Origin of the sequence: Streptomyces sp. NPDC005281, from assembly GCF_040607495.1 — a bacterium.
GTDB lineage: Bacteria > Actinomycetota > Actinomycetes > Streptomycetales > Streptomycetaceae > Streptomyces.
The window spans coordinates 83,257-102,247 of sequence record NZ_JBEXGX010000010.1 but is presented as its reverse complement, the minus strand read 5'-3'; the positions used below and the strand labels follow the sequence as shown (position 1 = coordinate 102,247).

Below are 18,991 nucleotides of genomic sequence, written 5' to 3'. Positions count from 1 at the left end.
GGTGAACCCAATGTGCCCGGGGTGCCGCAGCGATACCCGTTTTCCCACGGCATGGTGATGGGACGTCAGTCTTCACCGGCCGCGTTTCGGGCGGCCGGCGGGTCAGGCCGGGCCCATGTCTCCGGGAGTCACCAGGCCCGACTCGTACGCCACGATGACCAGCTGGGTCCGGTCGCGGGCGCCCAGCTTGCCCATGATGCGGCTGACATGAGTCTTCGCGGTCAGCGGGCTGAGCCCCAACGCGGCGGCGATCTCGGTGTTGTTGAGGCCGCGCGCGACCAGGGTGAGCACCTCGCGCTCACGATCGGAGAGTCCTTCGGGACCGCCCGCCGTGAGTGCGGGAACGGACGGGCCGCGCAGGAAGCGGGCCACCAGACGGGCGGTGGGGCCCGGCGAGAGCAGCGCGTCCCCGGCGGCCACCGTGCGGATCGCGTCGAGGAGTTCGGCGGGCCGGGTGTCCTTCACCAGGAAGCCGGAGGCGCCCGCGCGCAGCGCCTCCACGATGTGCTCGTCGGTGTCGTACGTCGTGAGCACGAGCACCCTGACCCCGGCGAGGTCCTCGTCGGCCGCGATGAGCCGGGTCGCCTCGATGCCGTCCAGGTCGGGCATGCGGATGTCCATCACCACCAGGTCGGCGCGCCCGGCGCGGGCCAGCTCGACGGCTTCCCGCCCGGTGGCCGCCTGCCCGACCACCTCCATGTCGCGCGCCGACTCCACGAGCATGGCGAACGCGGCCCGTACGAGGTTCTGGTCGTCGGCGAGGACCACCCGGATGGTCATCGCGGCCCTCCCTGTCCCGGCTCGACCGCGGCCACGGAATCGGCTCCGGCCAGAAGATCGGGCTCGTCCCCGGGACCCCGTACGCAAGCGCTGTCACGCGCCGCCCCGGCATCAGGTACGGAAGAAGCACTGTCACGAGCCGCCCCGGGATCCCGTACGGGACCGGAGGCGGCCGGTGCCGTGAACGGGTCCGGGCCGTCCGCCGGCGCCCCCCGCTCCGGCTCCCGCCGCTGATCCGGCACCGTCGTGCCCAGAGGCAGGACCGCCACCACCGCGAATCCGCCCTCCTCCCGTGTCCCGGTCTCCAGCGTGCCGCCCACGCTGCGAGCGCGCTCCCGCATGCCCACCAGACCGAAGCCGGGCGGGCCGCCCGCGTCGCCGATGCCGTCGTCCGTGACCCGCACACGCAGGGCCCAGCCGTCCGTGGCCAGGTCCACCCGGACGCTCGCCCCGGGGCCCGCGTGCCGTACCGCGTTGGTCAGCGCCTCCTGGACGATGCGATAGGCGGCGGCGCCTACGGCGGTGGGAACACCGTCGGCCCCCACCACGGCCGGCGACTCCACCTTCGCGCCCGCCGCGCGAGCCGCCGCCACCAGATCGGGCAGCCCGTCGAGGCCGGGCAGCGGACCCCGGCCGTCGCCGCCGCGGTGATCGTTCTCGCGCAGCACCTCCAGCGTGGTGCGCAGTTCACCGCGCGCGGTCCGGCAGGTCTCGGAGATGTCGTCGAGGGCCTTGGCGACGGCCGTACGGTCCAGGCGGTCGGGATCGGCGGCCAGGACGTGGGCGGCGACGGAGGTCTGCACCCCGATCAGGGTGATGCTGTGGGCGAGCAGGTCGTGCAGGTCCCGGGCGATGCGCAGCCGCTCCTCGGCGACCCTGCGGCGGGCCTCCTCCTCGCGGGTGCGCTCGGCGCGCTCGGCCCGTTCGACGACCGAGGCGAAGTACTGCCCGTGCACCCGGACGTACACGCCGAGGACGACGAACGAGACGATCCAGCCGGCGACACGCAGCGCCTGGGTGCCCTCCGCGGTGCCCTGCCCGAACTTGACCGCCAGCATGATGCCGATGACCCCGGTGCCGATGACCAGGGAGCGCAGCGGGCGCCCCGTGACGGCGACGGTGAACAGCGCGGTCATGGACACGAGCAGCGGCGCGCTGTGGTCGTAGTTGAGTGCGTGGTACGGGCCGACGCACGCGACGAGCGCGAGGAACGCGGTCAGCGGGGCGCGCCGCCGCCAGATCACCGTGATGTGCGCGGCGATCAGCAGGGTCCAGCCGAGCGCGTCCGGGCGCCGGCTCTCGGTGTGCAGGGTGAGCGCCACGGCGATGTCGATGATCAGCAGCACGCCCGCGAGCAGCGCGTCCTGGCGCAGGACCCGCGCCGGGTCGACGTTCCCCCGGTGTCCGAAGCCGGTGAGGTGCAGCATGCGTTTGACGTCCACCGCTTCATCTTCCGTGAGAGGGCGCCCCGCCGGGAGACGGGGCGCCCGATGTCCATGGTCCGACGCCGGGTCAGCCGACGGGGACGGGCTCCCGTCCTCCGGCCGGCTCGGGGTCCGGCTCGCGGGAGAGGCCGCCCGGCCACCACACCTTGCGTCCCAGTGCCACGCTCGCGCTGGTCACCAGGTACGTACGGACGAGGAAGGTGTCGAGCAGCACCCCGACCGAGATGACGAAGCCCAGCTCGACGAGCTGGAGGAGCCCCATGTTCGTGAGCACCGCGAAGGTGGCCGCGAGGACGAGACCGGCCGAGGCGATCACGCCCCCGGTGGTGCGCAGCGCGGTCAGCGCGGCGGCGGCCGGTTCGGCGCCGGAGAGGGATTCCTCCCGCATCCGGTGCATGAGGAAGATCCCGTAGTCGACGCCGAGGGCGACGAGGAACACGAAGGACAGCAGGCCGAGGCCGGGATCGGTCCCCGCGAACCCGAGCAGCGGGCCGAAGACGAGACCGCCGATGCCGAGTGCCGCTCCCCACACCGCGATGACGGCCGCGACGAGCAGCAGCGGCGCGACGAGGGAGCGCAGCAGCAGGACCAGGATGAGCAGTACCGAGACGAGGACGATCGGGACGACGACGAGCCGGTCGCGGGCGTCGGTGTCCTGGAGGTCGATCTGCTGGGCGCTCGGGCCACCGACGTACGATCCGCGGAGGTGCGCCCGCAGGGCCTTGATCGTGGCGGTCTCGGCCGCCGACTGCGGGGCGCCGCGCGCGATGACGGAGAGCTCCGTCCAGCCCCCGCCGCTGCGTCCGCGCCCGGCGCTCGCGACCCCGGTGTGGCCGCGTACGGCGGCCAGCGTCGCGTCCGCCCGTCCGGTGGGGGTGATCACGGTGATCGGCTGGGTGCCCCGCCCGGGGTAGGCGCGGGCGAGTGTCTCCATCGCGGTGACCGAGTCGGGCCGGTGGGCGAAGGAGTCCTGTTGCTTGAGCGGTCCCGGCAGGTTCAGTGTGCCGAGGGCGAGCGCCCCGAGGAGGGCGGCTCCGCTCGCGAGGACGACGAGCGGCCGGCGGCCGGCGGAGGTCCCCATCGCGGCGAACAGGCTCCGCCGCCGCCTGGGCTCGCTGCCGTGGGCGGGGACGAGCGGCCAGAACACCCGTCGCCCGAGCAGGACGAGCACGGCGGGCAGCAGGGTCAGCATCGCCACGAGGGCGCAGAGCACTCCGACGGTGCCGGTCGGGCCCATGCCGCGGCTGCTGTTGAGGTCGGCGGCGAGCAGGCAGAGCAGTCCGGCGGCGACGGTCCCGGAGGAGGCGAGCACGGCGGGCCCGCAGCCGCGCAGGGCCTCCTTCATGGCGTCGTAGGGCCGCTCCACGCGCCGCAGTTCCTCCCGGTAGCGGGAGATGATCAGCAGGGCGTAGTCGGTTCCGGCGCCGAAGACGAGGATCGTCATCACGCCCGTGCTCTGGCCCGAGACGCTCGTGCCGAACGCCTGGTGCAGGCCGTAGGTGACGCCCATCGACAGATAGTCGGCGACGCCCGCGACGGCGAGCGGGACGAGCCACAGCAGTGGGCTGCGGTAGATGAGGATCAGCAGGAGGGCGACGACGGCGACGGTGGTGTAGAGCAGGGGCCCGCCGAGGGAGTTGTAGACCTCGCCCGCGTCGGTGGCCAGGGCGCCGGGACCGCCGACGACGACGCTCAGGCCGTCCGTTCCCCGGGCGGTGTCACGGACGTCGTTCACGAACGCGTCGCGCTTCTTCTCGTCGGTGCCGGGCGCGGTGCTCGCGAGGGGGTACATCAGGGTGGTGCCGTCGGGGGACGGCACGGCCCGGGGGGTACCGGTGAGCGGGTTCGCCCGGGTGATCGCGGCGACCTGGCGGTTCGCGGTGGCCCGGTCGGCCGGGCGCAGGCCCCCGTCGCGGTGGTAGACGAGCACCAGCTCGGTGGCCTCCCCGCCCGGCAGCCGGTCCTCGATCTTCGCGACCCGGGTGGAGTCGGCGCTCGACGGCAGATAGTCGACGGCGCGGTCGTGCTGCACGTCCGACAGCTTCGCCGCGAACGGGCCGACCACGGCCAGCAGCCCGATCCACAGTGCGAGCACCGCCCACGGCACGGCCCGCAGGCGCGACCGCGTAGTTGTCTCTCCGGCCCCCATGGACAGGGCCTCCCTTCGGTCCGGATGTCTGACTTACGCGTTCCAGACTTCCGGGCCTCCGGCCGCCTTTCGTCACCCACGGGATCGAGCCGGGCCGTACTGCGGGGGGTGTCCCGGGGCCGCCGTTACTCCCCGGGGAGTACGGCGGCTGGGCGGGCGGGAGGCGTGCGGCGGCGCGCTCAGGGGCCCCGTACAGGCACCCGGCACTGAGGCGGGCAGGGAGGACGAGGTCGGGCTATGAGGGCGTGCGGGCTGTCGCCAGGAGGCGGGTCACGTCGTCCGTGCAGATCGTCAGGGCCGCGCCCACGGTGGCGAGGGCGTCCCGTTCGGCGGGGGTGTACGGGCCGTCGGCGAGGGCGATGCGGGCGCCCTGGAGGAGGATCGCCTCGCGGCCCGTCGCGGCGAGGTGCGGGGCCAGCGGGTCCAGGGCCTCGTGGAGCTCTATGGCCAGGCTCGCTCCGCAGGGCTCGCCCAGGAAGCGGCCCGTGTCGGCGGCGAGGGCCTCGACGAGGGCGCCCAGCTGGTCCTCGGTGCAGTCGTCGAACCCGGCCGAGCGGACGGTCGCGGCGGCGGTCTCCAGGGACGCGCGGGCGCAGCAGCCGCCCGCCGCGAGGACGGCGAGGGCGACGGTGTGGACGGCGTCGCGGAGCATCGCCGAGAAGCGGGTGGTGGTGGGGTGGTCCAGGACGTCGGCGCCGTAGTGGCTCCGGCAGGCCGCGCATTCGACGACGGGCCCCGTCTCCCCGCGCGGAAGGATCGGAACACCCAGAAGAGTGAAGCGGCGTCGGCCGGTCAGCCGCTGGTAGTTGCGGTCGCCTCCGCAGCCCGGGCAGAAGAACTCCCCGTCACCGACGGTGCTCCACGCCGTACGGGTGCCCAGGATACGGGGAACCTGAACTGCACGACCGTTTCGTCCCCATCCTGGCAGCACGTCGCACACCTCCGTAACGCCACGGCAACATCGCCGCGCTGGCGTGATGTTAGCCACATCGGTGAGGTGTAGTCAGTACCTAGGACGAGACCTGCTTGTGACCTGCACATGGATTGGCCGGTATACGACCCGGCCCCGCCCGCCTCGAAAGGCGGACGGGGCCGGAAAGAACCAGGTGAACGAGGTCAGCGGGCAGCGCGGTTGACGGCGGAGACGACGGCCTTCAGAGAAGCGCGTGTCGTGTTCGCGTCGATGCCGATTCCCCACAGGACCTTGTCGCCGATCGCGCACTCGATGTACGAGGCGGCCTGAGCGGAGGCGCCCTCGCTCATCGTGTGCTCCTGGTAGTCCAGCAGGCGCACGTCGATGCCGATGGACTGGAGGGCGTCGAAGAAGGCGGAGATGGGACCGTTGCCGGTACCGATCAGCACGGTGTCGACGCCGTCGACGGTGGCCTCGACGGTCAGCGTGTCCACTCCGTCCTTGTCGGTGGTGGACTGGCCGGTCCTGACCTGGATACGGCCCCACGGGTTCTCGGGGTTGGGCAGGTACTCGTCCTGGAAGGTCGCCCAGATGTCCTTCGGCGTGACCTCGCCGCCCTCGGCGTCGGTCTTCGCCTGGATCAGCTTCGAGAACTCGATCTGCATCCGGCGCGGCAGGTCCAGCTTGTGGTCGTTCTTCAGGACGTACGCGATACCGCCCTTGCCCGACTGCGAGTTGACGCGGATGACGGCCTCGTAGGAGCGGCCGACGTCCTTGGGGTCGATCGGCAGGTACGGGACGGCCCACTCGATGTCGTCGACGGTGACGCCCCTGGCGGCCGCGTCGGCCTCCATCGCGTCGAAGCCCTTCTTGATGGCGTCCTGGTGGGAGCCGGAGAAGGACGTGTAGACCAGGTCGCCCACGTACGGGTGGCGCGCGTGGACCTCCATCTGGTTGCAGTACTCCCACGTACGACGGATCTCGTCGATGTCGGAGAAGTCGATCTGCGGGTCGACGCCCTGGGAGAACAGGTTCATGCCCAGGGTGACCAGGTCGACGTTGCCGGTGCGCTCGCCCTGGCCGAACAGACAGCCCTCGACACGGTCGGCGCCGGCCATCAGCGCCAGCTCGGCGGCGGCGACGGCGGTGCCGCGGTCGTTGTGGGGGTGGATCGACAGGCAGACGTACTCGCGGCGGGACAGGTGGCGGCCCATCCACTCGAAGCGGTCCGCGTGCGTGGAGGGGGTCGAACGCTCGACCGTGGCGGGCAGGTTGAGGATGATCTCGCGGCCCGGACCGGGCTGCCAGACGTCCATGACCGCCTCGCAGACCTCCAGCGCGAAGTCCAGCTCGGTGTCGGTGAAGATCTCGGGGCTGTACTGGTAGCCGAACTCGGTCTCGGGGCCCAGCAGTTTCTCCGCGTACTCGGCGACCAGGCGCGTGCCGTCGACGGCGATCTGCTTGATGTCGTCCTTGGAGCCGCGGAAGACGACACGGCGGAAGACCGGGGCGGTGGCGTTGTACAGGTGCACGTTGGCGCGCCTGGCGCCCTTCAGCGACTCGACGGTCCGCTCGATCAGGTCCTCGCGGGCCTGGGTCAGTACGGAGATCGTGACGTCGTCCGGGATCGCGGTCTCGTCCTCGATGATCGAGCGGACGAAGTCGAAGTCCGTCTGGCCCGACGCCGGGAAGCCGACCTCGATCTCCTTGTAGCCCAGCTTCACCAGCAGGTCGAACATCTCACGCTTGCGCGCCGGCGACATGGGGTCGATCAGTGCCTGGTTGCCGTCGCGCAGATCCGTGGAGAGCCAGCGGGGGGCAACGGTGATCCGGTTGTTCGGCCAGTCGCGGTCGGAGATGTCGACCTGCTCGTAGCGGCCGTACTTGTGGACCGGCATCGACGTGGGCTGCTGACGGTTCACACGGGTCTGCTGGCTGCTGTGGCTGTTCGCCATGATGCGTAGGCTCCTCAGGATGTCCGAAAGGACGGCCGACGGCGCAACGCCAGACTCCGCGGGGAGGGGGTCGGCCTCGACTACAGGCCCTCGCCGCGGCAGCTAAGGAGAAGCAGCCCGAAACGCATGATGCTCAGCAGACTAGCGGAGCCGCGCTGCGTGCGGAGGGCCGTATCAGTATGCGGGATCGCACCCCCCGAAAGGGGCAAAACGTGCGCTATACCACCTCCGGGCGGAACCTCAGGCTCCTTGTCGCCCCAGTTCACCAATCATGGTTGCACGTAGTGACATACAGATCACCCAGTGCAAGGGTGCCGGGCATGACGACCAACGGGGGCTTCGAGCCCGTCCACTGCACCATCGTTCCGCCGCACGTCCTCGACAAGCTCGCCCAGCACGAGGACCCCGCGCTCTCCGGTCCCGCGCGCCAGACCCTGGAGCGCGACGCCTACGAGCGCACCCACCGGCGGCTGACCACCGTCCTCGGCGCCCCGGCGGTGCCCGCGCCCGCGGGGGCCGACGGGTCCACGCCGCACCGCACGATCTACGACGCCCGCCACCGTCAGGACCTCCCCGGCAAGAAGGTCCGGTCCGAGGGCGACAAGCCCGGCAAGGACGCCACCGTCAACCGCGCGTACGCCGGCCTCGGCGCGACCTTCGACCTCTACCTGAACGCCTACCAGCGCACCTCGATCAACGGCGAGGGCCTGCCGCTCGAAGCCACCGTGCACTTCGACACGCACTACAACAACGCCTTCTGGAACGGCGAGCAGATGGTGTTCGGCGACGGTGACGGCGAGATCTTCCTCGACTTCACCATCCCGGTCGACGTCATCGGCCACGAACTGACCCACGGCGTCACCCAGTACACGGCGAACCTGACCTACTTCGGCCAGCCGGGCGCCCTGAACGAGTCCATGTCGGACGTCTTCGGCTCGCTGATCAAGCAGCACGCGCTCGGCCAGACCGCCGCCGAGGCCGACTGGCTGATCGGCGCCGGGCTGCTCGCCCCGCGGGTCACCGGCACCGCCCTGCGTTCCATGAAGGCCCCGGGCACCGCGTACGACGACGACGTGCTCGGCAAGGACCCGCAGCCCGGGACCATGGACGGCTACGTCCGCACCGGCCGGGACAACGGCGGGGTCCACATCAACTCCGGCATCCCCAACCACGCCTTCTACCTCGTCGCCCAGGCACTCGGCGGCAACGCGTGGGAGCGGGCCGGACAGATCTGGTACGACGTACTGACCGGCGGGGAACTGCCGCAGCAGGCCCTCTTCTCCGACTTCGCGCGGCTCACGCTCGCCGCGGCGCGGACCCGGTACAACGAGGGAGAAGAACTCCAGGCCGTGTCGAAGGCCTGGGAACAGGTCGGGGTCCCCTCCGCGTAGCCCCGGCGCCCGAGTCGTACTAGACAGGACCCCATGCGTATCGAAGTGCGGCGCACGGGCGGGTTCGCGGGCATCGAGCGCCGTGCCGAGGTGGACACCTCGGCACGGCCCGACGCCCCCGAGTGGCACGCCCTGGCCGAAGGGGCTCTCGCCGCCGGACGGGACACGCCGCCGGCCGGCGTCCCGGACGGCTTCCACTACGAGATCACCGTGGACGGCAGGACGGTCCACACCGCCGACCCGCGACTCACGGAGGACCAGCGCGAGCTGATCTCACGCGTGCTGAAGGAGGGTGCCTGACGGGAACGTCACGGGAGCCACGGGTTCACGCCGAACCGTTGACTTCCGTTACCGCCGGTACGGATGATCGCGCGCATGGCGACGATCCCCCTCCCGCGCTTCCCGTCCGGCTTCCTCTGGGGCGTGTCCACCTCGGCCCACCAGATCGAGGGGGCCGTGGACGAACGCGCCCCCTCGGTGTGGGACACCTTCACCGCCGGGCCCGGACACATCAAGGACGGCTCCACGGCGGCGGTGGCCTGCGACCACTTCCACCGCTACCCCGAGGACGTGGCACTTCTCGCCGGCCTCGGCGTGGACGCCTACCGCTTCTCGGTCTCCTGGCCCCGGGTGAACTCCCCCGGCGGCCTCGACTTCTACGACCGCCTGGTCGACGCCCTGTGCGCGGCGGGCGTACGGCCCGTGCCCACCCTCTTCCACTGGGACCTGCCGGCCGAGCTGGACTGGATGGACCGGGACACCGCCGAGCGGTTCGCCGAGTACACCTCGGTCGTCGCCGGACGCCTCGGCGACCGCGTCAAGAAGTGGATCACTCTCAACGAGCCCGCCGAGCACACCCTGCTCGGGCACGCGCTCGGCGCGCACGCCCCCGGCAAACAGCTCCTGTTCGACGCCCTTCCGGTGGCCCACCACCAGCTCCTCGCCCACGGACTGGCCGTACGGGCCCTGCGCGCCGCCGGTGCGGGCGACATCGGGATCGCCAACTCGCACGGCCCGACCTGGGCGGCCTCGGACCGTACCGAGGACGTGGAGGCGGCCGACTTCTACGACCTCCTGCTCAACCGGCTCTTCGCCGACCCCGTTCTGCTGGGCCGCTACCCCGACGGCATCGCCGAGCTGATGCCCGGTGACGTCGAGGCCGATCTGAAGATCATCGGCGAGCCGGTCGACTGGTACGGGATCAACTACTACCAGCCGACCAAGGTGGGCGCCCCCGAGGGAGCGGAGATCGAGTTCGGCGGACTCACGCTGCCCGCCGAACTGCCCTTCACCGTCAAGGAACTCGAGGGCTACCCGGTCACCGACTTCGGCTGGGCGGTGGTGCCCGAGGCGCTGACCGAACTGCTCACCGGCTTCCGCGAGCGCTACGGCGACCGGCTCCCGCCCGTCGTCATCACCGAGAACGGCTGCTCGTACGAGGGCCTCGACGACCAGGCGCGCATCACCTTCCTGGACGGCCATGTCCGGGCCCTGCACGCGGCGTTGGAGCAGGGCGTCGACGTACGCGGCTACTTCGTCTGGTCGTTGATGGACAACTTCGAGTGGGCGGAGGGATACGCGCGCCGCTTCGGCCTCGTGCACGTCGACTACGACACGCTGGAGCGGACGCCGAAGGCCTCGTACGCCTGGCTGCGGGACGCCCTGCGGGCGCAGAGATGACCGCGGCCGACCACCCGGCCATACCCGTGGACGCCCTCGCCGAGCCCGCCCGGCGGGTCGGCCGGGGCTGGACCTCGGCGCTCTCGCTCGCCAACGGGGCGATCTGGGTGGGCTGGTACGGCCCCCTCCAGATCCTCCTCGCCTCCCAGGCGGAGGACTTCGCACCCGGCTCCGGCATGTCCAAGGAGACGATGCTGGCCTGGGTGACGGGCGCGGGCGCGGTCGTCTCGCTGGTCGCCAACCCGCTCTTCGGCGCGCTCTCCGACCGGACGACCGCGCGACGGGGCCGCCGGACGCCGTGGATCGTGGCCGGAGCGGCCGGCGGCGCGTTGTCGCTGCTGCTCCTCGCGGGCGCGGGCGGCGTGTGGACGATGGCGGCGGGCTGGTGTCTGGTCCAGCTGACCCTGAACGCCGCGTTCGCCGCGGTCACCGCGGCCGTCCCGGACCGGGTGCCCCGGCTCCAGCGCGGCAGCGTGGGCGGCTGGCTGGGTGCGGCGCAGATCCTCGGCGTGGTCGGCGGCACGGGGCTCGCGACAGTGGCTGGCGGCACCGGCGGCGGATACGCGGCGTGCGCGGTGTTCACCCTGGTGGGCGTCCTGCCGTACGTGCTCCGCTTCCCTGACCTGCGCCTGCCGGTGGCGGCCCGGCCGCCCTGGTCGGGGCGGGCGTTCCTCGCCTCGTTCCGGCTGAGTCCGCGTGAACACCCCGACCTCGCGTGGGCCTGGCTGACCCGCTTCCTGATCAACCTCAGCAACGCCCTGGTGCTGCTGTACCTGCTCTACTACCTGCGGGACAGACTGCACCTGGACGACCCCGAGCAGGGCGTTCTGGTCCTCACCGCGGTGAACGGGGTCACGCTCCTCGCCACGGTCGTGGTGGGCGGGGTGTGGTCGGACCGGCTGGGCCGCCGCAAGCCGTTCGTGATCTGGTCGGGCGTGCTGATGGCGGTGGCCACTGCGGCGCTGGCCGGCTGGCAGACCTGGCCCGGCGCGATCGTCGCCGCGGCCGTCCTCGGCGTCGGCTTCGGCGTCTTCACCTCCGTCGACTTCGCCCTGATGACCGACGTCCTGCCGAAGGCCCGTGACCGCGGCAAGGACCTCGGCGTCATCAACATCGCCAACGCCCTCCCCCAGGTCGCGGCCCCGGTGCTGGCGGCCCCGGTCGTGACCTATCTGGGCGGCTACCGGGTCCTGTACCTGGTCGCGGCGGTGATCGGCCTCGTGGGGGCGGTGCTGGTGGTGCGGATCAAGGGGGTGGACTGAGCGGACGGCCCGGTGACCCGGGCCGCCCGCCGGGTCACCGGGCCCCGTCTGCCCACCGGGTCACCGGACCCCGGCTGTCCACCGGATCACCGTGCCCCTTCCACCCACCGGGTCAGGTCACCGGACCCCGGCCGCCCGCCCGGTCACAGGGCCCCGGCGTCGCGGGCCGTCCACAGGGACGGGTACACCGGGCGGAAGCCCAGGTCGTGGCGGATGCGGTCGGTGGACACGATGCCGTGCCAGGGGTCGGGGTCGGCGCGCTCGTACAGGGCGGGCGGCACCTCGACGCCGTTGATCCGGTGCAGGTCGACGGTGGTGACGGGGGCGTCGTCGGCGATGTTGTAGATCCGGCCGACGCCCACGCCGGGGGCGTACAGCAGGCGGCGCAGACCTTGGGCGACGTCCGCGTGGTGGACCATCTGGAGCCGCTGACCCGCCGCCCAGTGCGCGGCCCACCGCATCGAGGCGGCGAGATGCGGGTCGCCCTCCCCGTAGACGAAGGCGAGCCGGCCGATCCGTACGTCCATCCCGCCCTCCATCGCGAGCAGGCCGCGCTCCGCCTCCGCTTTGGACGCCGGGTACGCGCCCCACATCTCGCCGCCCGGCAGGCTCTCGTCGTCCTCGGCCAACGGGCGCCCCCGGCCGGTCCCGTACACCAGGTTGGTGCTGACCTGCACGAACCTGCGCACCCCCGCGGAGACGGCGGCATTGCCCAGTTCCAGCGCGGCGTCGCGGTTGACCGCCCAGGCCTCGTCGTCCGGTACGCCGCGGAAGGCCGCCGCGATGTTCACCACCGCGTCCACGCCCGCGAGGGCCTTGCCCAGGGTCTCGGAGTCGCGCAGGTCCCCGACGGCGATCTCCGGCCCGAGGCCGGTCGGGCCGGTGAGCCCGGCCAGGGCCGCCGCCCGGGACTCGTCGCGGACCAGGACCCTCACCCGGTCGCCGGGGGGTGCCTGTCGCAGCAGGCGGGGCACGAAGCGGCGCCCGACCTCGCCGGTGGTTCCGGTCACCAGTGTCAGCATGATGTGTTCCTCTCGTCGGCCTCCACCGTCCCCCCGTGCCGCCCGGGGCGGGAGAGACCTCCTGATCCAGGGACCGGCGGTCCCTGGATAAGACCGGAGGCCTGCGTCACCCTGGAGAGGTGGACCGACCCGAGGTAGCCGACTTCCTACGCCGCGGCCGTGCCCGTCTGGAGCCCTCCGACGTGGGGCTCCCGGCAGGCTCCCGGCGCCGCACCCCCGGCCTGCGCCGCGAGGAGGTGGCTGCTCTCGCGGGCATGTCCGTGGACTACTACACCCGGCTCGAACAGTCCCGCGGACCGCGCCCCTCCCGGCAGATGCTGGGCGCGCTGGCGCGGGCGCTGCGGCTCACCGGCGACGAGCGGGACCATCTCTTCCACCTGGCCGGCGAGGAACCGCCCCGCACCGCGGGCGCCTCCTCGCACGTGCGCCCCGGGCTGCTGCTGATCCTCGACCGGCTGTACGACGCACCCGCCCAGGTCGTGACCGACTACGGCGAGTTGCTCGCGCAGAACGCGATGGCGGCGGCGCTGACGGGCGAGGCCGAACCCGGGCGCAATCTCGTACGCCGGTTCTTCACCGACCCGCGGTCCCGTACCCTCTTCCCGCCCGAGGACCGCCCCGAGCACGCCCGCTCCCATGTCGCCAACCTGCGCGCGGTCACCGCGGCCCGCCCCGACGACCCGGCACCCGCCGCCCTGGTGGCCGAACTCCGCTCCACGAGCCGGGAGTTCGCGGAGCTCTGGGAGTCCCACGAGGTCGCCGTGCGACGCTCCGCGACCAAGCGGTTCCTGAACCCGACGGTCGGTCTGCTGGAACTCGACTGCGAGATCCTGCTCAGCTCCGGCGACAACCAGCTCCTCGTCGTCCACACGGCACGCCCCGGCACCGAGTCCCACGAGCGTCTGCGGCTGCTGCGGGTGGTCGGCCTCCAGAACATGACTCCGGCCGGCGGTCACGGCTGACGTCCCGGGCCCGGAGGCAAGGCGCCGGTGCTCTTCCCGGGCCCGGAGGCGAGGCGCCGGCGGCCCTCCGCGCCGCCCGGGAGCCAACTTCGGCCACTTTCTCCGACCGTTGAAGGAAAGGGCCCGCTTCCCTTGCAATCGTGAGGCACCCGCGCCTCAATGGAACCGCACATTCCGACGGACCGTCGGTCACGCCTCCGCACGGCGTCCCGCATCCCCACGAGCGGACGGTCCGCGTACACGTCTCCCCGCACCCTCACCGGCACCAAGGTGAGGAGCCCGTGTGCCCGGACCAGGGCGGACGGCTCCGTCCCGACCATCCCCACATGGCAATTCCCCCACAAGGGAAGGGATTTCGATGAGAGGCAAGCGACTCGCAACGGTCTCGGCGTTAGCCGCCGGCACCCTCGCCGCGACCGGTCTGGCCTTCGCGCCGACCGCCGCGGCCGTCACTCCCCAGACAGCCACCATCAACGCGACCTGCACCATCGGTGGCGGTGGTGCGGCCACTCTCACGGCCACGCAGGACGGCACGGCCGCGACCATCACCCTCAGCTCGACCGCCATCACGGCCCCGATCCCGATCGCCGCGAACTCGGTCGCCTCGACCCTGACCCTGGCGAACGCGAACGGCGGGACCACCGCCTTCAGCGGCAGGAAGAACCCCGCGATGGCCACCGGCAGCGGAGTGTCGGTCGGCCCCCTCGACGGCACCGTCGCCCCGGGCGACAGCCTGGAGTTCTACGGGGGCTCCCTGAAGATGACGATCTTCGGCATCACGATCACCTGCACGGCGGACGCACCGCAGTCCCCGGGCCCGTTCGTCTTCGACTGATCCACCGCGCCCCGACGTGAGAAGGGCCGGTGCCGCCCGCGCGCAGCGACACCGGCCCGGCTCCCGGCGCCTTCTCCGTCACCTCGCCCCCGAACCCTCGACTCCACTTGCTGTCGGTCGAGTCGGTGACCATGACAGAACCTGATGGGCCATCAGTCACTGCACCAGGACTCCATTGACTTCTCACACCGCCGGCACATCAATGTCCCCCTGGCGGCGCAGACGAGCCGCTGCGCCCGCATCCCTCAGGAGGGGGCACCAACCATGTCACCAAAGGGTCCGACAACCCGAAGACGCCGCGTCGCGGCCCTGCTCGGGGCGACCGTACTCGCGCTCACCGCGGGAGGGGCGCTGGCCGCCCCGGCCGGAGCCGCACCCACGAACGTGGACTTCGCCACGCACTGCATCCCACCGGCGGTCGCGGGCCTCCCGCCGATCGACGGCACCACCACCGCGAAGATCGCGGTGGACAACGCCAGTCCCAAGGTCGGCGACACGGTCACCGTGACCTACACGGTGGTCGCGCCCGCCGCCAGCAACCCCACCGATCTCGCCCTGCCGGCCGACATCATGACGCCGACCGGCAAGGTCACCCTCGGCGGGGCGCAGACCGGCAGCGTCACCGTCGCCGGTCCCAAGAAGAACGACCCGGTGCCCGGCAAGGGCGCCTTCCCGTCGTTCAGCATGACCGGCACGTTCACCGTGACCGCGCCCGGCGCGATCACCCTGTCGCCCGGTGACTACAACATCCACACCAGCTACATCCTGGAACTGGACACCCCGTGCACGGTCACCAACCCGCCCGCCCCGGTGTCGGAGACGGCCACCGCGACGGGTGGCGGACAGACCAACACCCGGGCCATCCAGCTCGGTTCGGCCTCCGGGAACCCCGGTGACAGCGTGACCGTCACCGGCAGCAACTTCACCCCGGGCGCCGCAGTCACCCTCGCCGGACGGTCCGGGGCGACCCAGACCGCCGACACGGCGACCGTGACCGCGAACGCCCAGGGCTCCTTCAGCGGCTCGCTCGTCGTCAACGACAAGACGACGACCGGCGTGGTCGCGTACGAGGGAGGAAGCTGGAACGCGGACACCGGAGCAGGTCCCGCCGCGTATGTCGTCACCGACAACACGCCTGTCCCCGACGGCAGTCAGAAGCTCACCACCACGGTGAGGGCGGGCACGCTGTCGATGACCCAGGCCGGGGACGCCGTCGCGCTGTCGGCGGTCGACTACGGCAAGGGCGGAGCCTCCACGGGCGCCCTTCAGACGGTGACGGTCAAGGACTTCCGCGGCGGGCCCGCGGGCTGGTCCCTGACCGGCAAGGTCACCGACTTCACCGGCCCCGGCGCGAAGATCGGTGCCGGTGCCCTGAGCTGGGCCCCGGCCTGCGTCACCAAGGCCGGCAGTCCGAGCACCTGCCAGGCCGGCTCGTCCGGCACGGTGGGCACCTCGGGAGCGACCCTGGCGTCCACCCCCAACGGGGCGGTGACCGGCGGTGAGTTCACCGTCGACGCCGGACTGTCGCTGAACGTACCGGCGTTCACGCCTCCAGGCTCGTACTCCGGTGTGCTCACGCTGACGCTCAGCTGACCGGTCCGCAACTCGACCGGTCTTCCGCACCCCGGTGGCCGGGCGCGCACCCGCCCGTCCACGCAGGGGCTGTCACGACGACAGCCACCAGTCCGCCGATGCCGTCCGCGGGGGTCCGCACCCATGCGCAAGCCGTATGCCCTCCTCCTGAGCGTGTTCCTGGTCCTGCCCGCCCTCATGGCCCTCGCGGCCACACCCGCGTACGCGGCCGACAACGGCAGCTGGTCGGTCTACCCCGTCTCCTCGCGCATCGCCGCGCGGCCCTACTTCTACCTCTCCGCCGACCCCGGCCAGACCATCCGGGACAAGGTCACCGTCGCCAACAAGACCGGTGGTCCCCTGACGTTCCGGCTGTACGCGGCCGACGCCTACAACACCGCCCGCGACGGCGGTTTCGCCGTCCGCACCCTGGCGGAGAAACAGCGCGGGGTGGGGGCGTGGGCCCGGCCCGCGCGCTCCCGGGTCACCGTGCCGGCGCACGGCCGGGTCACCGTGCCGTTCACTCTGCGGGTCCCGGAGCGGGCCGAACCCGGCGACCATCCGGGCGCGCTGGTGGCGCTCGACGAACGGATCGAGACGGGCTCGGGCTCCCTCACGGTCGGGGTGCGACGCGCCGTCGCCGCCCGGGTGTACCTCCGGGTCGGTGGGCCCACCGTCCCCGCCCTGGCCGTGGAGAAGGTGCGTCTCAGCCACCACCAGCCGCTGATCCCCGGCACGGGCTCCGGCACGGCCACCGTCTCGTACACCCTCCACAACACGGGCAACGTGACGCTGAACCCGAAGGTGCGCCTGAAGGCCGAGGGCCTCTTCGGACGGACCCTGCTGTCCCGCGAGCTCGCGGGCATCCCCTCGGAACTGCTCCCCGGCCAGCGGGTCCGGCTCACCGCGCGCTGGCACGGAGCGCCTCAGCTCGACTGGGGTGATGTGACGCTGACGGCCAGCGCGCCGGGGACCAGGGAGTCGGCGAGTGTGTCGTTCCTCGCCCTGCCGTGGCTGGTGGCCTTGCTGGCGGCGGCCGCTGTCGCCGCGGCCGTGGTGACGCTCAGAGTGCGTCGGGCCCGCGTTCGCCCGTCCGTACCCGTACGACCGTCTCCACGGGTACGGACCACACCTTTCCGTCTCCGATCTTCCCGGTCTGCGCGGCCCTGACCACCGCGTCGATGACCGCGTCGGCCTCCGCGTCCTCGACGACGACCTCGATCCGGACCTTGGGGACCAGGTCGATCTGGTACTCGGCGCCGCGGTACACCTCGGTGTGCCCGCGCTGACGTCCGTACCCGCTGGCCTCGGTGACGGTCATCCCGTGCACACCGAGCTCCTGGAGGGAGGTCTTGACCTCGTCGAGTCGGTAGGGCTTGACGACCGCGGTGATGAGCTTCATGCCTGGGGCTTGACCTTCTGCGCGACGGGAAGGGACGACGACACCGGGGCGCCGTGGCCCAGGACCCCGTGATCGTAGGCGCTCTCGGCGTGCACCGTAAGGTCCAGGCCGGTCAGCTCCTGCTCCTCGTCCGCGCGCAGCCCCATGAACCGGTCGATCAGTGTGCCGATGCCGTACGTGGCGCCGAACGCGTACGTCCCGACGGCCGCCACGGCGACCAGCTGCCGGCCGAGCTGACCGAGCCCTCCGCCGTACAGCAGCCCCTCGGCGCCGCCGGTCATCCCGTGGACGGCGAAGAAGCCGATGAGCAGGGTGCCGATGACACCGCCGACCAGATGGACGCCGACGACATCCAGCGAGTCGTCGTAGTTCAGCCGGAACTTCCAGCCCACGGCGTACGAGCAGACGACGCCGGCGGCGAGCCCGACGACGAGCGCGCCCAGCAGGGACACCACTCCGCACGAAGGGGTGATCGCCACCAGCCCGGCGACCGCGCCCGAGGCCGCGCCCAGGGTGGTCGGGTGGCCGTCGCGGCGCTGCTCCACGAGGAGCCAGCCGAGCAGGCCCGTGCAGCCGGCGGCGAGGGTGTTGAGGAAGGCCGCGGCGGCCAGACCGTTGGCGCCGAGGGCGGACCCGGCGTTGAAGCCGAACCAGCCGAACCACAGGAGACCGGCGCCGAGCACGACCATGGGCAGGTTGTGCGGCCGCATGGCGTCCTTCTTGAAGCCGAGCCGCGGTCCGAGGACCAGGCACAGCGCGAGCCCGGAGGCGCCCGAGGCTATCTCGACCGGCATACCGCCCGCGAAGTCGAGCGCGCCGAGACCGTCACGGATCCAGCCGCCCGGGCCCCACACCCAGTGCGCGACGGGAACGTATACGAGCAGCGCCCAGACGGGCACGAACACGAGCCAGGCCCCGAACTTCGCCCGGTCGGCGACGGCGCCGCTGATCAGCGCGGCGGTGATGATCGCGAAGGTGAGCTGGAAGGTGGCGAAGAGCAGGGTGGGCACGGTGCCCTGCACGCTGTCGGGACCGATCCCCGCCATCCCGGCGTGCTCCAGCCCGCCGACGAGCCCGCCGAACGCGTCCGGGCCGAACGCGAGGGAGTATCCGGCGGTCAGCCACACCACCGTGACCAGGGCGATCGACACGAAGCTCATCATCAGCATGTTGAGCACGCTCTTCGCGCGGACCATGCCGCCGTAGAACAGGGCGAGACCGGGGGTCATCAGGAGGACGAGCGCGGTGGCGGCGAGCAGCCAGGCGGTGTCGCCGGTGTCGATCCGGGAAGCGGCCAGAGTCACGGTCTCTCCAACGGAGTGGGGGGCACGAGGTGGGGACTGGGGTGGGGGTATTGGGTGGGGGCGTCGTCAGAGCGTCGTCGGCGCGCGTTTCCGGTTGCGCACGCCCGCGTTTCCGCCGTGTTTCATTGCGCCGTGATTTCCGATTCCTCACCGGGGAGGCGGGCGGCACCGCGCCCTGGAGCGACCTGTTCGCGGGTCCCGGGACGACTCGTGCGCGGGTACCGGAGCGATCCGTTCACGCGTACCGGAACGACGGCTTCACGGGGATCGGGACCACGGCTTCGCACGTATCGAACACCTTGGTACGGCGGGCACCCGA

The 18,991-nt window shown here is 72.1% G+C and carries 16 protein-coding genes; 8 read left to right on the top strand and 8 right to left on the bottom strand.

Going from position 1 to position 18,991, the window contains the following annotated elements; genetic code table 11:
- Nucleotides 1-102 precede the first annotated feature (102 nt).
- From ABZV42_RS16220 to leuA, 5 genes are all read right to left on the bottom strand, one after another.
- On the bottom strand, nucleotides 103-780 hold the full coding sequence (locus tag ABZV42_RS16220; RefSeq protein WP_355976447.1) for a response regulator transcription factor: 678 nt from the start codon (nucleotides 778-780) through the stop codon (nucleotides 103-105).
- Complete coding sequence (locus tag ABZV42_RS16215; protein WP_355976450.1) at nucleotides 777-2,222, bottom strand: histidine kinase; 1,446 nt, start codon at nucleotides 2,220-2,222, stop codon at nucleotides 777-779. Before ABZV42_RS16215 ends, ABZV42_RS16220 begins: the two co-directional genes overlap by 4 nt.
- A gap of 70 nt (nucleotides 2,223-2,292) precedes the next feature.
- On the bottom strand, nucleotides 2,293-4,374 hold the full coding sequence (locus ABZV42_RS16210; RefSeq protein ID WP_355976453.1) for an MMPL family transporter: 2,082 nt from the start codon (nucleotides 4,372-4,374) through the stop codon (nucleotides 2,293-2,295).
- Between the two features lie 235 nt (nucleotides 4,375-4,609).
- Nucleotides 4,610-5,305, bottom strand: a complete 696-nt coding sequence (locus tag ABZV42_RS16205) for a TerB family tellurite resistance protein (protein ID WP_355976456.1) — start codon at nucleotides 5,303-5,305, stop codon at nucleotides 4,610-4,612.
- A 185-nt stretch (nucleotides 5,306-5,490) separates the two neighbouring features.
- Nucleotides 5,491-7,242, bottom strand: a complete 1,752-nt coding sequence (gene leuA, locus ABZV42_RS16200) for a 2-isopropylmalate synthase (protein ID WP_355976458.1) — start codon at nucleotides 7,240-7,242, stop codon at nucleotides 5,491-5,493.
- Between the two features lie 320 nt (nucleotides 7,243-7,562).
- On the opposite strand from leuA, the gene ABZV42_RS16195 reads away from it, so the two are divergent.
- From ABZV42_RS16195 to ABZV42_RS16180, 4 genes are all read left to right on the top strand, one after another.
- On the top strand, nucleotides 7,563-8,633 hold the full coding sequence (locus ABZV42_RS16195) for a M4 family metallopeptidase (protein WP_355976461.1): 1,071 nt from the start codon (nucleotides 7,563-7,565) through the stop codon (nucleotides 8,631-8,633).
- Between the two features lie 33 nt (nucleotides 8,634-8,666).
- Complete coding sequence (locus ABZV42_RS16190) at nucleotides 8,667-8,933, top strand: protealysin inhibitor emfourin (protein ID WP_355976464.1); 267 nt, start codon at nucleotides 8,667-8,669, stop codon at nucleotides 8,931-8,933.
- Nucleotides 8,934-8,996: 63 nt separating this feature from the next.
- Nucleotides 8,997-10,313 carry a GH1 family beta-glucosidase gene (locus ABZV42_RS16185; RefSeq protein WP_355976467.1) on the top strand — a complete coding sequence of 439 codons (1,317 nt, stop codon included), beginning with the start codon at nucleotides 8,997-8,999 and terminating at the stop codon, nucleotides 10,311-10,313.
- On the top strand, nucleotides 10,310-11,575 hold the full coding sequence (locus ABZV42_RS16180; protein ID WP_355976470.1) for an MFS transporter: 1,266 nt from the start codon (nucleotides 10,310-10,312) through the stop codon (nucleotides 11,573-11,575). The genes ABZV42_RS16185 and ABZV42_RS16180 overlap by 4 nt, the downstream gene beginning before the upstream one ends.
- Nucleotides 11,576-11,718: 143 nt before the next feature.
- Here ABZV42_RS16180 and ABZV42_RS16175 read toward each other — a convergent pair whose 3' ends face one another.
- Complete coding sequence (locus tag ABZV42_RS16175) at nucleotides 11,719-12,597, bottom strand: NAD(P)-dependent oxidoreductase (RefSeq protein WP_355976473.1); 879 nt, start codon at nucleotides 12,595-12,597, stop codon at nucleotides 11,719-11,721.
- Nucleotides 12,598-12,716: 119 nt separating this feature from the next.
- Here ABZV42_RS16175 and ABZV42_RS16170 point away from each other — a divergent pair, with 119 nt between their 5' ends.
- From ABZV42_RS16170 to ABZV42_RS16155, 4 genes are all read left to right on the top strand, one after another.
- Nucleotides 12,717-13,559 carry a helix-turn-helix transcriptional regulator gene (locus ABZV42_RS16170; RefSeq protein WP_355976476.1) on the top strand — a complete coding sequence of 281 codons (843 nt, stop codon included), beginning with the start codon at nucleotides 12,717-12,719 and terminating at the stop codon, nucleotides 13,557-13,559.
- Nucleotides 13,560-13,917: 358 nt separating this feature from the next.
- Entirely contained in the window at nucleotides 13,918-14,394 is a 477-nt protein-coding gene (locus ABZV42_RS16165; protein ID WP_355976478.1) for a hypothetical protein, read from the top strand.
- Between the two features lie 264 nt (nucleotides 14,395-14,658).
- Nucleotides 14,659-15,987 carry a beta-xylosidase gene (locus ABZV42_RS16160; RefSeq protein WP_355976481.1) on the top strand — a complete coding sequence of 443 codons (1,329 nt, stop codon included), beginning with the start codon at nucleotides 14,659-14,661 and terminating at the stop codon, nucleotides 15,985-15,987.
- 123 nt (nucleotides 15,988-16,110) lie between these two features.
- Nucleotides 16,111-17,136: a DUF916 domain-containing protein gene (locus ABZV42_RS16155; protein WP_355976484.1), complete on the top strand. Its 1,026-nt coding sequence runs from the start codon at nucleotides 16,111-16,113 to the stop codon at nucleotides 17,134-17,136.
- Here ABZV42_RS16155 and ABZV42_RS16150 read toward each other — a convergent pair.
- Together ABZV42_RS16150 and ABZV42_RS16145 are read right to left on the bottom strand one after the other, a co-directional pair.
- The gene (locus ABZV42_RS16150) at nucleotides 17,030-17,368 is read right to left on the bottom strand and encodes a P-II family nitrogen regulator (protein WP_355976487.1); all 339 of its coding nucleotides are present in this window, start codon (nucleotides 17,366-17,368) and stop codon (nucleotides 17,030-17,032) included. The two genes, ABZV42_RS16155 and ABZV42_RS16150, sit on opposite strands and share 107 nt — an antisense overlap.
- Entirely contained in the window at nucleotides 17,365-18,672 is a 1,308-nt protein-coding gene (locus ABZV42_RS16145; protein ID WP_355976490.1) for an ammonium transporter, read from the bottom strand. The genes ABZV42_RS16150 and ABZV42_RS16145 overlap by 4 nt, the downstream gene beginning before the upstream one ends.
- Nucleotides 18,673-18,991 lie beyond the last annotated feature (319 nt).

Coding starts and splice junctions, on each gene's coding strand:
- ABZV42_RS16190 (WP_355976464.1), top strand. CDS start 8,667: ATGCGTATCGAAGTGCGGCGCACGGGCGGGTTCGCGGGCATCGAGCGC.
- ABZV42_RS16160 (WP_355976481.1), top strand. CDS start 14,659: ATGTCACCAAAGGGTCCGACAACCCGAAGACGCCGCGTCGCGGCCCTG.
- leuA (WP_355976458.1), bottom strand. CDS start 7,242: ATGGCGAACAGCCACAGCAGCCAGCAGACCCGTGTGAACCGTCAGCAG.
- ABZV42_RS16175 (WP_355976473.1), bottom strand. CDS start 12,597: ATGCTGACACTGGTGACCGGAACCACCGGCGAGGTCGGGCGCCGCTTC.
- ABZV42_RS16165 (WP_355976478.1), top strand. CDS start 13,918: ATGAGAGGCAAGCGACTCGCAACGGTCTCGGCGTTAGCCGCCGGCACC.
- ABZV42_RS16195 (WP_355976461.1), top strand. CDS start 7,563: ATGACGACCAACGGGGGCTTCGAGCCCGTCCACTGCACCATCGTTCCG.
- ABZV42_RS16155 (WP_355976484.1), top strand. CDS start 16,111: ATGCGCAAGCCGTATGCCCTCCTCCTGAGCGTGTTCCTGGTCCTGCCC.
- ABZV42_RS16185 (WP_355976467.1), top strand. CDS start 8,997: ATGATCGCGCGCATGGCGACGATCCCCCTCCCGCGCTTCCCGTCCGGC.
- ABZV42_RS16220 (WP_355976447.1), bottom strand. CDS start 780: ATGACCATCCGGGTGGTCCTCGCCGACGACCAGAACCTCGTACGGGCC.
- ABZV42_RS16210 (WP_355976453.1), bottom strand. CDS start 4,374: ATGGGGGCCGGAGAGACAACTACGCGGTCGCGCCTGCGGGCCGTGCCG.
- ABZV42_RS16150 (WP_355976487.1), bottom strand. CDS start 17,368: ATGAAGCTCATCACCGCGGTCGTCAAGCCCTACCGACTCGACGAGGTC.
- ABZV42_RS16180 (WP_355976470.1), top strand. CDS start 10,310: ATGACCGCGGCCGACCACCCGGCCATACCCGTGGACGCCCTCGCCGAG.